The sequence below is a fragment of the Porphyromonas sp. HMSC077F02 genome, assembly GCF_001815465.1.
Lineage (GTDB): Bacteria > Bacteroidota > Bacteroidia > Bacteroidales > Porphyromonadaceae > Porphyromonas_A > Porphyromonas_A somerae.
Genome location: NZ_KV820675.1, coordinates 98,822 through 115,322 on the forward strand (window position 1 = coordinate 98,822; position 16,501 = coordinate 115,322).

A 16,501-nucleotide genomic window follows, 5' to 3' on the forward strand; every position below is an offset into this window, starting at 1 on the left:
GGCACCCTGGCGGGTGCTCTTATGCCTTTATAGACAATATGTTCAATCAAATCTAATACCTATTGTCGTCATTTCTAATGTGTAATCCCTGCCAACCTAGTTCTAATATACACATATATATAGGGTACTTATCGAACAGCCTAAGGCATTACTGATTCGTAACCTTACTTATAGCCTCAAATACATCGGCACCTACGCTCATCATCTATGGGCTGAATTTAGTTGGGAGCAAACAATTTTGTTTGATACCAGCAAAGCAAAAAGCGAGTTGCAACTAAGCAATCGACGAGTTGCAACTAAGCAATCAACGAGTTGCAACTAAGCAATCGGTTTGTTGCATCTCATTTTTTGCTCTGATATGTAGTTGGATATCACTTGTTTGAATATGATGAAAAAGAGTGCTACTTTGGGAGGATAGGGTTTCTGCCACAATGTGTACACCCATTCAGGAATAGAATTGACTGAGTGTCTACCTATTCAGGAATGCGATAATATAGCGTCCACATATTCCGCTTGCCTGCGGAATGCATTCCGTAGCCGTGCGGAACGTATTCCGTAGCTATGCGGAATCCATTCCGCATAGCTACGGAATATAAGGTTGGCGTGTCTACTGTTTCAGGAGAGGACAGAGGACAACCCCTAAGTTCTATCTAAGTTCTAAAGCGAAGTGCAATTTTTGTGGAGAGTAACTGCTAACTATTTGGTATCTTTGCGAGTTGAAGGTTTGGTCGTTTGATCTTATATTTGAATTAATATGATGACAGTTAATGAAATAAGGGGGAAGTATTTGGCGTTCTTTGAGAGTAAGGGTCATAAGGTGGTGCCTTCGGCACCTATGGTGATCAAGGATGATCCCACACTTATGTTTACTAATGCTGGTATGAATCAATTTAAGGATATCATACTGGGGAATGTGCCGATCAAATATAGCCGAATGACCGATAGCCAGAAGTGCCTAAGGGTGAGTGGCAAGCACAACGACTTGGAGGAGGTGGGGCATGATACCTACCACCACACGATGTTTGAGATGCTAGGTAATTGGAGCTTTGGTGATTACTTTAAGAAAGAGGCGATTGCTTGGGCGTGGGAGCTACTTACGGAGGTATATGGTATCGATAAAGACCGCCTGTATGTGACGATCTTTGAGGGCGCCGAGAATGAGGGGCTAGAGCGTGATAATGAGGCGCACGACTTCTGGGCTGAGCATATCTCAGAGGAGCGCATCATTGATGGGAATAAGCACGATAATTTTTGGGAGATGGGTGAGACAGGGCCATGTGGTCCTTGTTCCGAAATTCATATCGACTTGCGTAGCAATGAGGAGCGTGCCAAGGTAGATGGTAAGAGCTTGGTGAATCGTGACCACCCACAGGTGGTGGAGATTTGGAACCTTGTCTTTATGCAGTACAATCGCAAGGCCGATGGCTCGCTGGTAGGTCTGCCTAATAAGGTGATTGATACTGGTATGGGCTTGGAGCGCCTCTGTATGGCTTTGCAGGGCAAGATGAGTAATTATGATACCGACGTCTTTACCCCACTGATTGATAAGATTGCAGAGCTGTCGCAGAGTAAATATGGTGAGGATGAGAAGAGGGATATCGCTATGAGGGTGATTGCCGACCACGTCCGCACGATTGCTTTTAGTATTACTGATGGGCAATTGCCAAGTAATGCCAAGGCAGGCTATGTGATTAGGCGTATCCTTCGTAGAGCGGTGAGGTATGCCTATACATTCCTCAACCAGCACGAGCCCTTTATGTACCGCCTGATACCGACCCTTATCGAATCGATGGGCGACCATTATACTGAGCTAAAGCAGCAGGAGGAGATCATTACGAAGGTGATCAAGCAGGAGGAGGCCTCTTTCCTCCGTACCCTAGAGACGGGTATGTCTCTATTGGATCAGCATATCCGTGAGATGGGTGATAGCCGAATGCTAGATGGCAAGGTAGTCTTCGAGCTATATGATACCTATGGATTCCCTACCGACCTCACCGACCTAATCCTGCGGGAAAGAGGGTTGAGTGCAGACCTTGAGGGCTTTGAGGTGGAGATGAAAAAACAGAAGGAGCGCGCTAGGAATGCCGCGCACATTACTGCGGGTGACTGGGTAGAGGTGCACGCCGGCGAACAGGAGTTTGTGGGCTATGATTTCCTTGATGTGGAGACTGAGCTACTGAGGTATCGTGAGATTGAGCAAAATAAGGTAAAGACGATTCAGGCAGTGATTAGTCGCAATCCATTCTATGCCGAGGGAGGTGGACAGATTGGCGATAGAGGGGTATTGGTCGGTACTGAAGATGGAGAGGAGATAAAGGTGGTGGATACTATCAAGGAAAATAACCTCCCTATCTCGGTGCTGGAGAAGATTCCTAGTAACCCTAGCCAAACTTTTGAGGCGAAGGTGGATCAGAAACTGAGACGACAGACTGAAGCGAATCACAGTGCTACCCACTTATTGCACCATGCCCTAAGGGAGGTGCTGGGTGTGCATGTGGAGCAGAAGGGATCGTATGTGAGTGATCGGCTACTTCGATTTGACTTCTCACACTTCTCAAAGATGAGCCTAGAGGAGCTTCGCCTAGTGGAGGTGAAGGTAAATGAGGCGATTCGGCAGAATAGCACGAGGGAAGAGCACCGCTCTATGCCTATTGAAGAGGCAAAGAAAATGGGTGCGATGGCTTTTTTTGGTGAAAAGTATGGCGAGGAGGTTCGTGTGATAAAATATGGCGACTCCATAGAGTTCTGTGGCGGTACCCATGTGCCTAGCACGGGAGTGATTGGTTCCTTTAGAATTGTCTCGGAAAGCTCTATTGCTGCTGGCATCCGTCGTATTGAAGCGGTGACGGGTGTAGGGGCAGATGAGTATTACTTTGAGCAGCAAGATAAAATCTTGAAGGTGCAGGAGATGCTTCAGAATGCCCCCAATCTGGTAAAGGCGGTGAAAAAGCTGATTGAGGAAGATGAAAAGCTACGCAAGGAGCTGAAGCAAGCTCATGAGCAGCAGAAACATCAATTAGTGGATAAGCTCTTTACTTCGGCAAAGTCTTTGTCGGGTGTGGAGGTGATCACCGCTCAGCTCGATGCTCCAGCAGGTTTAGTGAAGGATGTTGCCTTTGCACTCAAGCCTCGTCTGAAGGACAAGAAGTTTGTTGTTGCCTTGGGCTCGGTGGATAATGACAAGCCATCACTGACCTTGATGCTATCTGATGAATTGGTAGAAAAGGGTCTTAATGCTGGTCAATTGGTGCGTGAGGCTGGAAAACTGATTCAAGGTGGTGGCGGTGGACAGCCCAACTTTGCTACCGCTGGAGGTAGGGATAAGAGTGGCGTGAAGGGTGCTCTGGATAAAATCATTGAAAATTTAGATCTGTAATTCATTGGGGAAGACCGAAGCATTAGTACTTGATATTGGGTGCATTGCTGAAAGGGTGCACGACTTGGCAAGTAGGCACAAGGTGGCTCTACTGGCCGACGACAATACTATTGAGCAGTGCTATCCATTGATTGATGATGAGCAGGTAGATGTTCTTCTAGTACCTATTGGAGAGGAGGCAAAGTCTCTGGAGGTGGTTCAGTTTTTATGGAACTCTCTAGCCGACCTTGGCTATACTCGTTACGACTATTTGATCACGTTGGGGGGTGGTGCGGTAAGTGATGTGGGTGGATTTGTGGCGAGTACCTACATGAGGGGCATTCAGCTGATACATATCCCTACCACACTGCTAGGAATGATAGATGCCAGCATTGGTGGCAAGACAGCTATTGATTACGGAGGGGTTAAAAACCTTGTGGGATCATTTTATGAGCCTAATGAGGTGTGGGTGTCGCTCGCCTTTTTAGAGACGCTACCAAAACAGGAACTGCTAAGTGGTCAGGGGGAGCTGATAAAGTATGGTCTCTTAGATGGTGATGAACTCTATCAAGAGACTTTGGACCTTGAGGTCATCGCACCGGACTTGATTGCGAAGGTGATCCAATATAAACTGGATGTGGTGGCTGCTGATCTGCGAGATGAAGGGGGAAGAGTGGTGCTCAACCTTGGGCATTCTACGGCTCATAGCCTTGAGGCACTCAAGATATCTCGTGGTGAGGTATTGCCACATGGTATTGCAGTGATGGCGGGGCTAATTGTGGCACTTTATATTTCATATAAATGGTACGGACTGAAGGAGCAGGTGCTCTCTCAGTTGGTGCGGGTGGCGAAAGATAGATTCCCTAGAGTTGCTTTTTCTTGTGATGATTATGAGGAAATGTGGCAGTTCGCTTTGAAGGATAAGAAAAATTCTGGGGGTGCCGAGCTCACTATGGTATTGCTAAGTGAGGTGGGTTGCCCAATGACAGAGCAGGTAACTCGTAAGCAATGGGAGGAGGCTTTGGACTTTTATCGGGACTTTATGTTTTGATTGGCATACAATTTGCTGTTACTAAGTAAATGATTGGGAGGTTTTTTACTTTTAGGAATAAAGGATGAATATTGATTATTATATGAATGACTTTGACGAGGACAACGGAGTGATACCAAATGTATTGCCGATGATCATACCAGATGATGACGCTATGCCAGATTATAGTCTCAATAGCAAAAGGCTGAATAAATCGCTTCCGGTGCTCCCATTGAGGGATATGCTACTTTTCCCCGCAGTGACCATACCTGTGATGGTGGCGCGAGAGAAGAGTAGACTGATAGTAGATAGCTTAGAAAATAAGAGGGATCGCCATATCATTGTGGTGGCTCAGAAAGACCCTGAGGTTGAGGATCCTGAGATGAAGGATCTATTTCCTTACGGTACTATAGCTGAGGTGATCAGGGTACTGGAGGTAAATGACGATCTGGTAACGGTGATCCTACAAGGGAAACAGAGGGTGGAGCTTACAGAGCTGACTAAGAGCGACCCTTACTGGATGGGTAAGTATCGACTCCTTGAGGATGTACACCCAGCAGAGGAGGATATGGAGTTTGAAGCTCTGACCGACCTGATTAAGGAGACGATGGTGAAGCAGCTAATCCTTCAGGGTGAAGCTCCAAAACCATTTGTGGCCTCTTTGATGAAGTTGACTCATAAGGAGAGTATCGTCAACTTTGCTTGTGTCTACTTCCCTGAGTCCATGACGGATAAGGTGACGTTGCTGATGCTGGACAATATCAAGACCAGAGCTTTTCAGGTGCAGCGGATGCTCAATAAATCGTTGGCTCAGGAGGAGCTGAAGCATGAGATTCACCAGAGGACCAAGGTGGATATTGATAAGCAACAAAAGGATTACTATCTGCAGCAGCAGATCAAGGTGATCAAGGAGGAGCTGCAAGGGGGTGAGGACCTTGAGGTGGAGGAGCTTTTGAAAAAAGCTAAGGCTAAGAAGTGGTCTAAGGAGGTCGGTGATATTTTTGAGAAGGAGGTGTCGAAGCTCCAAAGAATGTCGGCACAGAGCCCTGACTACAGTGTCCAGATTCAGTACCTTGAGACCATATTGGATTTGCCTTGGGGTGAGTGTACGGAGGATAACTTCAACCTTAAGAACGCTGAGGCGACTTTGAATAAAGATCATTTTGGCCTAGATAAGGTAAAGGAGCGTATTCTGGAGCACTTAGCTGTGCTAAAGCTCAAGGGGGATATGAGGTCGCCAATTATCTGTCTTTATGGCCCTCCTGGAGTGGGAAAGACTTCTTTAGGGAAGAGTGTTGCGGATGCCCTTAATAGGAAGTATGTGAGGATTTCGCTCGGCGGTCTGCACGATGAGGCGGAGATCCGAGGCCATAGGCGTACCTATATCGGTGCAATGCCTGGGCGTATCATTAAGGGGTTTTTGAAGGCTGGTTCGTCAAATCCTGTCTTTGTGCTTGATGAGGTGGATAAGCTAGCGATGGACTACAAGGGGGACCCCTCTTCTGCCCTTTTGGAGGTGCTTGACCCTGAGCAAAATAATACGTTCCACGATAATTATCTTGATATAGACTACGACCTAAGTAAGGCGCTATTTATAGCCACTGCCAATAATGTGGGGGATATCCCAGCACCTCTTCGTGACCGTATGGAGATGATCGAGGTAAGTGGTTATATCCTAGAGGAAAAGGTGGAGATTGCTATGAGGCATCTGGTGCCTAAGGAGATCGCTAATCATGGACTTAAGAAGAGTCAGGTGAAGATCTCTCGCAAGACGATTGCAGCATTGATTGATGGGTATACGCGTGAAAGTGGTGTGCGCCAATTGGAAAAGACGATTGCTTCATTGCTGCGTAAGGTGGCAAGAAAGGTGGCTGATGATGATGCTGTAGCTGAAGGGGGTGGTCCTATTACTATTGCCCCAAAAGATCTCAAAGAGTATCTAGGATCACCCAGGTTTTTGTCGGAGCAGTATGAGGGCAATGACAATGCTGGTGTGGTGACGGGACTCGCATGGACTAGCGTGGGAGGGGAAACTCTCTTAGTAGAGAGTGCTATAAGTCCAGCTAGGACGGCGGGTAAACTTACCATCACTGGTAACCTTGGCGATGTGATGAAGGAATCGGCCATTTTGGCTATGGAGTATATTAAGAGCCATAGCAGTCTGTACGATATTCCTGCGGATCTATTTGAGTGCTGGAATGTGCATATCCACGTTCCTGAAGGGGCTATCCCTAAGGATGGACCTAGTGCAGGTATCACTTTGGTCACTTCGCTTATCTCTACATTCACTCAGCGTAAGGTGAATCCTCAGATAGCGATGACGGGAGAGATTACTCTTCGGGGTAAGGTGCTCCCTGTAGGAGGCATCAAGGAGAAAATCCTTGCCGCCAAGCGGTATGGAATCAAGACCATTATCTTGTGTGAAGAGAATAGGAAGGATATAGAGGAGATCAAAGATATCTATATCAAGGGACTTAACTTCGTGTATGTTAAGGATATTAAGGAGGTGATCCAAGTGGCACTAAGCGACGAAAAGGTCTCTAATCCTATTGATCTTATGGGACATCTTCAAGCGTATAGAGAGAGTTTAAATCAGAGTAAAAGTAAGTAAATATGGCATTACAGTGTGGAATCGTAGGGCTCCCAAATGTAGGGAAATCAACCCTATTTAATTGCCTTTCGAATGCAAAGGCTCAGTCGGCCAACTTCCCGTTTTGTACGATTGAGCCCAATGTGGGTGTGATTACCGTACCAGATAATCGACTAAATAAATTGGCTGAATTGGTTCACCCCAATCGTATAGTCCCAACGACTGTGGAGATCGTAGATATTGCAGGACTAGTAAAGGGAGCGAGTAAGGGCGAAGGACTAGGTAATAAGTTTTTGGCCAATATCCGTGAGACTGATGCCATTATCCATGTATTGAGGTGCTTTGACGATGATAATATTACTCACGTCGATGGCAAGGTGGATCCAGTACGTGATAAGGAGGTGATCGATGTAGAGCTTCAGCTAAAAGATCTGGAGACGGTGGAAAGCCGCATTCAGAGGGTGGAGAAGCAGGCCAAAACTGGTGGCGATGCTAAAGCTAAGGTACTCTTTAATGTGCTTTCGCAAGTTCGTGAGGTGTTACTACAAGGAAAGTCTGCACGATCGCTTAGCTTTGATTTGCCTGAAGAGCAGAAAGCGATGAAAGAGCTCTACCTATTGACGGCTAAGCCAATCCTCTATGTCTGTAATGTGGACGAAGCCTCTGCTGTGGACGGCAATAAGTATGTTGATGCTGTACGCGAGGCAATTAAGGAGGAGGACGCTGAGCTATTGGTAATTGCCGCTCAGACGGAGAGCGAAATTGCTGAATTGGAAACGTATGAAGAGCGCCAGGAGTTCCTTGAAGCAGTAGGACTAGAGGAGAGTGGGGTATCTAGGCTGATTAGAAGTGCCTATGCTTTGCTTAATCTGGAGACCTACTTTACTGCTGGAGTACAGGAGGTGCGAGCATGGACTTATACTAAGGGATGGAAGGCTCCACAAGCAGCGGGAGTGATTCATACTGACTTTGAGAAGGGATTCATTCGCGCTGAGGTGATTAAGTATGAAGACTTTATCCACTACGGGAGTGAGCAAGCGGTTAAGGAGGCTGGTAAGCTCTCAGTCGAAGGTAAGGACTACGTAGTGCAGGATGGAGATGTGATGCACTTTAGGTTTAACGTCTAAATACAAGCATTTCGGACAAAAAAGAGTGAGGTACACTGTACAGTGTACCTCACTCTTTTTACTAATTATGGAATGTGAATTACTTATCAGAATAATTGGTTCTGTAGTAATGCATATTATTGGCTCTTCTCTCAGCAGCTCTTTTCTCTGCCTCTTCTCTGACTAGCTCCTTGCGATGCTGTGAAGGGGTTTTATTGAACTGCCTACGACAGAATACGGTAAAGTGGCTTGGACTAGAGAATCTGAACTCCTCCATAATGTCTTTGAAAGGTACGGTGGGATCCGCCAAGCGTTCTTCAATCATCTCTGCCTTGCGGTCTAGCATCCATGTGTATGGGGGCACGTTGAAGGTCTCCTTAAATAGCTTATTGAACTTGCGGATATCAATTCTACGCATATCGGCTAGGTCTTGGACCGACTTAGCTCTATAGTGATTCATGATAACGAACTCTTTGAAGTCTACCTCTTTCCTAAGTAGTGGTGCCAAGAGCTCTCCAAGTACTTCAGGTTTGTAGTATCCTGCAAGTACAAAGAATACCTCCTTTAGTTTTTGCTCCATAATCTCTACGCATTGAAGCCCATCTTGGTAGAACCGGTGAATGGTCATTAAGCTCAGCTTTAATGGCTCATAGATTTCGATGGTGCGGTGAACCATGGTAATAGGAGCGTATTTTCTCAAGTTGTTGAAAGTGTAGCCACTGCAGAGATGAGAGAGCCTATCAAACATAAATATCTGTAAGGTGCCTTCACATCCTAATGTGATCGAGAGTGTGTTGTTACTCTCAACAAGCATCCCAAAAGGGGCATTGCGGGTCTCGTTGATATCAGTGGAGGTGGGGTCGAGATCGTTGGTAATACTATAGCGAGTATCACTGCTATCCACAAAAATAAGGAGTGTCTTATCGCCACTCTTTACCTCTTCTTTTTGCTCAGGCTTCATTGCTACCTCTTTATAAGCACTGGTTTTGTTGTTGCCAGCATAGCAGTCGCAGCCTAAGTGACGTTCTATATTAACTGGTTTCATATGTAATATAAATAATTCCTCTCCGTCTCCGCGTATGCATAAGGAACAGAAAGGAGGTGATTTTGATAAATGAGTTACAAAATTACTGATATTAATCGAAATATACAAGGGTATCAATTAAAAGATTCGGTACCTCTAATATTTCGACAATAAGGTTGCTAGTATTTAGTGGTAGGCAAAGACCTTATGTTCTAAAAAGAATAGAGTAGGTAGGTTTTTATCGCTATTATCTGCTCTGAGGATTTGCCAAAGTAATCGCTCCGTGAATTGCCATAGATCTCTCCAAGTCCATAAACGTATGAGCCCCTTATACCTGCAACGAAATGTGAAAAATGATACTCTGTGCCTACACCGCCACCGATACCCCATGCAAACTTGTTTTCAACGGGCATCTCATGCTGGCGGGTGACGACACCAGGTATCTTTTGGTCGCCAAAATTGCTCTTAGAGCTTTCGGAAATGAGATAGCCAAAGTGAGCCCCCATATCAATGGTTAGCTTTAGAGCCTTCTTGCCAAAGGTTAATTGGGTCATTATAGGCATATTGACGAAGGTGAGCGTGCGATCATAGAATAGCCCTAACTGGTTGTATGGCTCCTCTAGGTCTTTCGGCTTCTCCATCCACCCTCTCTGAGAATAATCAAATTCGATCCAAATTCCTCCAACGACATTGGAGAGGTTGTACACGTAGCCAATATCGTATCGCATCACCAGCCCTGCATCAAAGCCAATCTTGGGGTCCTGTTGTACCCTAGGTGTGAAGATGAGGTTGCTCAGGTTAACACCAGCGGTAGGTCCTATCATAAACTTGCGCTGAAAAGGTTCTGGCTCACCTTGCGCAGCACCATCAATGGCTACTAGCAGTAGTGCTGTAAGTGTAGTGAAAAACAAACGCTTCATCAAAATCTCCTAGCCTCCCCTCTTTCTTGATATTGCACGAAAAATACTCCTAGGTTACTTTTGAATTCCCCATTCCCTGGTCGGCTAACGAAATCAAATTTGCTCTGCACCCCATTCCAAGACATCTCCGACCTGTTATTTTTTGAGGATAAGCGTCCAAGGAAAAAGCTCGCTGTATCATAGCCGAGCAAGCTGTAGCGTGGGTAAGTGGAGCCTAGACCATGGTTGAACCATTTTGAAAATTGGCTTTCAAAGCTTTTGTAAGTAGTACTCTCGGGTTCCACAAAAAAGGTAGTATAGAAAACAGCTTTATTCACTTTCAGATCATTGCCAAGAGAGTGCGAATAGGTTTGCCATTCAGGATATCCGAAGGGTATGATATTGGTGACTGATAGGCTGTCTCTAGCAACATTAAGCGTCTCAAGTATACTCTTGGCGACTGACAACGACCCTACATCTGGCACCACAACAACTTGGGAACTTTGGGATGAAAGGTTGTTGACTGTATTTAGATTGCTGAATAGGGCTAGATCAATCTCACTGTACGACACTTTGTATTTGTCTAATTCACCCTGTAATATCGAAATGAAGTCGTCCTTATTACTTTGATCATAGTTGCTCCTCACAAATTGAATGTGGAAGTTGCGGAATTCTTGAATAAACTTCTGTGCTACCGTTTTGTATAGTGCTTTATGCGGGGTGTTGACTTGATAAGTCTTAGAGTTCCTACGTGCAACTTGAGGATAATCTCTTGATGTAAATGGGATGACGTAAGAGGCTCCCTTCACCTTTGCAATCTGTGATAGCTTATCAATAGAGGTGTCTGAGACGCCTCCTAAAATCATATCAATCTTCGGAAGCCCGTTGAGGGCGGCTATTGAGCTTTCGAGCTTTTGGTCGCTACAATCAACTGCATGGAGGTGAATGCTCATTCCGCTCTTCTTCGCTTCAAGTAGAGCCATTAAGAATCCCTCATAGTACATACTAAATCGGCGTCCTTTGTCTTCGCTAAAGGGTAGGGCAAGTGCTACAGTAAAACCACTAGCTACGGGAAATGCGGGGCGACTTCCCAGTGCCTCATTATTGGCAAGGGTGTTGTCTGGAATCAGTATTGTAGCATCTGCTTTCAATCCATTCTTGATCTGAGGATTGTAGTGATAGAGCTGCTCTTCGCTCCACCCAGTCACTTGGAGCAAACTATATATTGTGGCTCCAGCCGGTACTTTATATGCAATTAAGCCTGTAATACTTCCATTGGTAGGCACTGGCGAAGGCTTTGATCCTTCAGAACGGTAGACACCACTCTCGGATGTAGATTGAGGTATGACAATGATGATGCCTTGAGAAAGTTTATCGGCATTATTTATGGAAGAGTTGGCAGATAAAATTGAATTGACCGATACTCCATATTTTCGAGCAATAGAGTATAGGGTCTCCCCCATTTCCACCTTGTGGTAAATTGGAGTGTTTTTATTTGGGGTGTTGTCACTTGTTTGGTCCATCGGGATGATTAGCTTTTCTCCCACTCTAATGCTTTGAGCAGCATGAGGGTTTAATCGGCAGATATCCTCAATGGTTACTCCATAATTCAGACTAATCCTATATAATGTCTCCCCTTTTGCTACAATATGCTCTTTATGTCCTTGCTGTGCATTTGCACTCAAGGTGACTATGAATAGTATATAGAAAGCCAAGGACCTATATACAGCCTTTCTTATTTGCATTGTCATATCTATTACGTTACGTATACACTAGTAATTAATTATGCAAATATAGCAATTTAGCACTAAGTATCAAGCTGTTTATCCTCCCTTTCTGGTATTTCTGGTGTTTTAGCGTGCACTGAGTGTCTATGGGTAAGGACTTACTAGGCGATCCGATTTGTTGTGGCAACCAAGTCAGAGGAGAGCCTGCCCCAAGCCCTCCATAAACCTCTATGCTAGTAGGGCAAAAGTCGAGATGCAACTAAGCAATTGGCGAGTTGCAACTAAGCATTTGCTGAGATGCATCTCGCCAATTGCTTAGTTGCATCTCGGCAAGCACTTTGGTATAGTGTTGAAATCCAGTTGGTTGTGATGAATGTATCTGTGACCCAACATTGTCTGGATTTCCATCTAATTTCATGGTTTGAAAATTATGGATTGCAGAGTGCCTCGTAAGGGTAAAATGGATTCGTAGCTAGTCGAGCCCTGATGTTTGGCTTCCTCAATGTGCAATCCCAGATCTCTTGACTTATAATGTAGGCTTAGTTGTAATTTTTTTGTACCTTTGGCTAAAGAATTGTGGCGATGATGAATTGGTTTTTGACCGATTTATACTTGTTACATAGGTTGATAAGAGTCGAAAAAGTTTTTAGATACTGATGCAAGAGGAAAATAAACAGGGGGGAAAGGTAATTGAGGTAAATCTAGAGGAGCAGATGAAGTCGGCGTATATCGACTATGCAATGTCTGTGATAGTGAGCCGTGCATTGCCTGATGTGCGTGATGGCTTTAAGCCTGTACATAGGCGCATCCTCTATGGGATGAATGAGTTGGGAAATACCCCTGATAAGCCCTATAAGAAGTGTGCTCGTACTGTGGGTGATGTGATGGGTAAGTACCACCCCCACGGCGATAGCTCCATATATCTCGCTCTGGTGCGATTGGCACAGGAGTGGAGTATGCGCTACACGCTAGTAGACCCTCATGGTAACTTTGGCTCAGTAGACGGTGATGGCCCTGCTGCGATGCGATATACGGAGAGTAGATTGGCTCCATTGGCTATGGAGATGCTCTCTGATATCAATAAGGAGACGGTAGATATGGTGCCCAATTACGATGACTCTACTGTGGAGCCATCTGTACTCCCTAGCCGTATTCCAAATCTTTTGGTGAATGGTGCATCGGGTATCGCTGTGGGTATGGCCACTAATATGGCTCCTCATAACCTGAAAGAAGTGCTTGAGGGGGCATTGGCCTATATTGATAAGCGTGGCGATATCTCTGTGGCAGAACTTATGGAGTACGTAAAGGCTCCAGACTTTCCTACCGGTGGTACGATTTATGGATACCAAGGAGTGAAGGAGGCTTTTGAGACCGGACGGGGTCGAATCGTTATTCGTGGTAGAGCGGAGATAGAGGTAGATGGTCAGCACGAGCAGATCGTAATTACAGAGATCCCCTACAATGTGATAAAGAAGGACTTGGTGAAGAGTATCGCCGACCTTGCCACCACTAAAAAGATTGATGGAATCAGCAATGTGCAGGATGAGTCGAGTGGTAAGACAGGTATGCGCATTGTCATTGATATCAAGCGAGATGCCAATGCGGGTGTAGTACTCAACAAGCTCTACAAGATGACTACATTGCAGAGCTCGTTCAGCGTCAATAATATTGCACTTGTCAATGGCAGTCCTCAATTGTTGAACCTTAAGGACTTAATTGGGGAGTTTGTGAAGCACCGCTTTGAGGTGGTAACTAGGCGTACTACCTACGATCTGAGAAAGGCAGAGGAGCGGCTCCATATCCTCAAAGGACGAATCATAGCTGCTGATAATATAGATGAGGTAATAGCGATCATTAAAAGCTCTGAGAAGCAGTCTGATGCTATTGAGCGGCTGATGGCTCGCTTTAACCTTTCACAAATTCAGGCACGCTCTATTGTAGAGATGCGTCTCGGTCAGTTGACAGGTATGGAGCTAGAAAAGCTACATGCTGAATTCGATGAAGTGTCGGAGCGAGTGACCTATTTCAAGAGCCTGCTTGCTGATGAAAATCTACTTTATGGCGTCATCAGTGATGAGCTTCGCGAAATCATTGAAAAGTATGGAGATGATAGACGAAGTGATATCGTTTATGCTACTGCCGATATGAATCCAGAAGATTTCTATGCCGATGAGGATATGGTGATAACCATCTCTCATATGGGATATATCAAGCGTACACCACTTGCCGACTTCCACGCTCAGAGTAGGGGTGGAGTAGGGGCTAAGGGTAGCGATACTCGCGATGAGGACTTCGTGGAGTATATCTACAGTGCCTCTATGCATGCTACTTTGCTATTCTTTACAGAGCAGGGTCGGTGCTATTGGCTTCGCGTATTTGAGATTCCTGAAGGAGCTCGCAACTCTAAGGGAAGAGCAATTCAAAACCTTCTCAATTTGGATGCCGATAATAGAGTTAATGCAGTCCTAAGAGTAAAAGACTTAACTACTGACGAGGAATTTGTAAATACCCATTATCTTACCTTCTTCACGAAGAGTGGATTGGTACGTAAGTCAAGACTTAAGGATTTCTCAAGGCCACGCCAGTCTGGTATTATAGCGATAAAGCTACGTGACGATGATAAGGTAGTGAGTGTGATGCTATCCAATGGTAAGTGCGACTTTGTATTGGGAAGTCGAAAGGGTAGAGCTGTACGCTTTTCTGAGAGTGTGCTTAGGCCTCTAGGACGTTCGTCTATGGGGGTACGGGGAATGCGTTTGGAAGAGGACGGTGATGAGTTGGTCGGAGCTGTATGCATTAAGAAGCCAGAGGAGGAGACAATCTTGGTGATCTCTGAAAATGGATATGGTAAGCGCTCTAGCCTTGAGGATTATCCTCTGAGAAATAGAGGAGGTAAGGGAGTTATTACTCTTAAGATAACTGAGAAGACTGGTGAACTGGTCTCAATCCATAGCGTTACGGATGCACACGATATTATGATTATTAATAAGAGTGGTGTGGCCATCCGAACGAGTATGAAAGATATCTCCGTGATTGGTAGAAATACTCAAGGTGTGAAGCTGATCAACCTCTCAAAGCGTGGCGATGAGATAGCTAGTACCTGTAGAGTGCTCTCAGAAGAGGAGCAACAGCCTGAAGTGGAGGAGCGTGACGAAGGTGTTTATGAAGCTGATGGTGCGGATATAGATGATAGCGAGTTCTCAGATGATCATGCAGATCACGATTCTGACCAGGAGTAATTGATTAAACCTTACCGACCGTGTAGGGTCATACTATTGAGAAGTAAAAGAGAATAAATATTATTACTAATAAAAAGATTAGAAGATATGAAGAAGAGATTTTTCTTAGGTACACTGTCTGTTTTGCTAGGTGCTTTTTTAGTAGTGCCAGCTTTTGCACAAGAGAAAGTGGTAAAAGAGGTAGAGCGTACCGTGAAGCGTGATAAGGCTGATATCAATGCAGCTCGACAATTAATCAAGACCACTTTGGAAAACCCAGAGACCGCTAATTCGGCTCACGCATGGTATGTGGCTGGATTTGTAGAGGAGAAGGCTGTAGAGAAAGGCTTTATTAAGCTACAACTAGGTGAGGCTGTGGATGAGGCAGGGTTCTACAAGCCTGTTTATGACATGGTTAATTATTATGAGAAGGCGTATGAGCTGGATCATCAGCCCAATGATAAGGGCCGTGTGAGACCTAAGTTTGAGAAGAAGATTCGTGAGGCTGTGAGCACCTATTATACGCAGTTGATTAATGCAGGTAATGAAGGACTACAAAGTGGCGACTTTAAGAAGGCCAATATGTATTTCTCAAAATTCGGTGAGATGAAGAATCATCCAATGTTTGAGGGTACTCCAGTCGCTACTGCTGACTCATTAAGCATGGAGGTGGCTTTCTTCTCTGCTTATGCTGCTACTCAGATGGAAGATAATACTACTGCTGCCATTGAGGAATTGAAGCGCATCAAAGACGTCCCATTTAACCAAAATGAGGTATATCAGCTTCTCGCACTTCAGTACATCAATTCTGGTGACACTGTTAGCTACGAGAATACTCTTAAGGAGGCGATTGACGTAGTCCCACAAGAGCCAATATTCTTGACCAACCTTGCCAATATTTTGATCATTAAGGGTGAGAATGACCAAGCTTTGACTTTCCTAAATCAACTATTGGAGAAGGACCCAACTAATCCACTAGTACTCTCTACTATGGGGCAGATCTATACTGAGGGTAAGAAGGATTATAAGACTGGTGAGAGCTACTACCTCAAGGCAGTGGAGCTAAATCCTGACTCAAAAGAGGCTATCTATGGCCTTGCACAGGTCTACTTCAACCAAGGTGCTGATGCCATCAATGAGGCCAATAACATCACCGATCAAGATAAGTATACTGTTGCTCTTGAGAAGGCAAAGTCTTTCTATACAAAGGCCTTGCCTTACCTAGAGAAGGTACACAACTTAGATCCAGAGAATTCTCAATTCCGTACCGCACTTTATAATGTGTACTATAATCTTGGTATGGAAGACAAAATGGCCGAAATGGATGCGGCGCAATAAGCAAAAGCTTCATTACACATAGTATTAATGAGGAGGTATATCGTTCTTTACGATGTACCTCTTCTCTTTTTTCTCTACCATATATTGGTCGGGTGGAAAAAAGAATTAGGGAGTTATGTCGTTATTGTAAAATAATTAGGTACATTTGTAGTGATAACAAATATCGAAGTAATGTCGGTGTTGCGGAGATGAAAAAACACTTTTCCACCAGAAT

General features: G+C 44.9%; 9 protein-coding genes. 6 read left to right on the top strand and 3 right to left on the bottom strand.

What is annotated here, in order from left to right; all coding sequences use genetic code 11:
• The first annotated feature begins 754 nt into the window (after positions 1-754).
• The 4 genes from alaS (at position 755) to ychF (ending at position 8,102) form a co-directional block, all read left to right on the top strand.
• The gene (alaS, locus tag HMPREF3027_RS06065; protein WP_070707644.1) at positions 755-3,376 is read left to right on the top strand and encodes an alanine--tRNA ligase; all 2,622 of its coding nucleotides are present in this window, start codon (positions 755-757) and stop codon (positions 3,374-3,376) included.
• Between the two features lie 4 nt (positions 3,377-3,380).
• Positions 3,381-4,406 (top strand): 3-dehydroquinate synthase, encoded by a 1,026-nt coding sequence (locus HMPREF3027_RS06070; RefSeq protein WP_021903838.1) that lies wholly within the window; start codon positions 3,381-3,383, stop codon positions 4,404-4,406.
• 64 nt (positions 4,407-4,470) lie between these two features.
• Complete coding sequence (gene lon, locus HMPREF3027_RS06075; protein ID WP_070707645.1) at positions 4,471-6,996, top strand: endopeptidase La; 2,526 nt, start codon at positions 4,471-4,473, stop codon at positions 6,994-6,996.
• A gap of 2 nt (positions 6,997-6,998) precedes the next feature.
• Entirely contained in the window at positions 6,999-8,102 is a 1,104-nt protein-coding gene (gene ychF / locus HMPREF3027_RS06080) for a redox-regulated ATPase YchF (protein ID WP_070707646.1), read from the top strand.
• Positions 8,103-8,181: 79 nt separating this feature from the next.
• On the opposite strand, the gene HMPREF3027_RS06085 is transcribed toward ychF, so the two are convergent.
• The 3 genes from HMPREF3027_RS06085 to HMPREF3027_RS06095 form a co-directional block, all read right to left on the bottom strand.
• Positions 8,182-9,126, bottom strand: a complete 945-nt coding sequence (locus HMPREF3027_RS06085; protein WP_070707647.1) for a helix-turn-helix domain-containing protein — start codon at positions 9,124-9,126, stop codon at positions 8,182-8,184.
• Between the two features lie 191 nt (positions 9,127-9,317).
• Positions 9,318-10,025: a porin family protein gene (locus HMPREF3027_RS06090; protein WP_021903841.1), complete on the bottom strand. Its 708-nt coding sequence runs from the start codon at positions 10,023-10,025 to the stop codon at positions 9,318-9,320.
• Positions 10,025-11,755 (bottom strand): LysM peptidoglycan-binding domain-containing protein, encoded by a 1,731-nt coding sequence (locus HMPREF3027_RS06095; RefSeq protein ID WP_246830547.1) that lies wholly within the window; start codon positions 11,753-11,755, stop codon positions 10,025-10,027. The genes HMPREF3027_RS06090 and HMPREF3027_RS06095 overlap by 1 nt, the downstream gene beginning before the upstream one ends.
• Before the next feature lie 632 nt (positions 11,756-12,387).
• Between HMPREF3027_RS06095 and gyrA the strand changes: the two genes are divergently transcribed.
• Both gyrA and HMPREF3027_RS06105 read left to right on the top strand, forming a co-directional pair.
• The gene (gene gyrA / locus HMPREF3027_RS06100; RefSeq protein WP_070707648.1) at positions 12,388-14,970 is read left to right on the top strand and encodes a DNA gyrase subunit A; all 2,583 of its coding nucleotides are present in this window, start codon (positions 12,388-12,390) and stop codon (positions 14,968-14,970) included.
• An 87-nt stretch (positions 14,971-15,057) separates the two neighbouring features.
• Positions 15,058-16,287, top strand: coding sequence for a tetratricopeptide repeat protein (locus HMPREF3027_RS06105; RefSeq protein ID WP_018029008.1), 1,230 nt, complete (start codon positions 15,058-15,060; stop codon positions 16,285-16,287).
• Positions 16,288-16,501 lie beyond the last annotated feature (214 nt).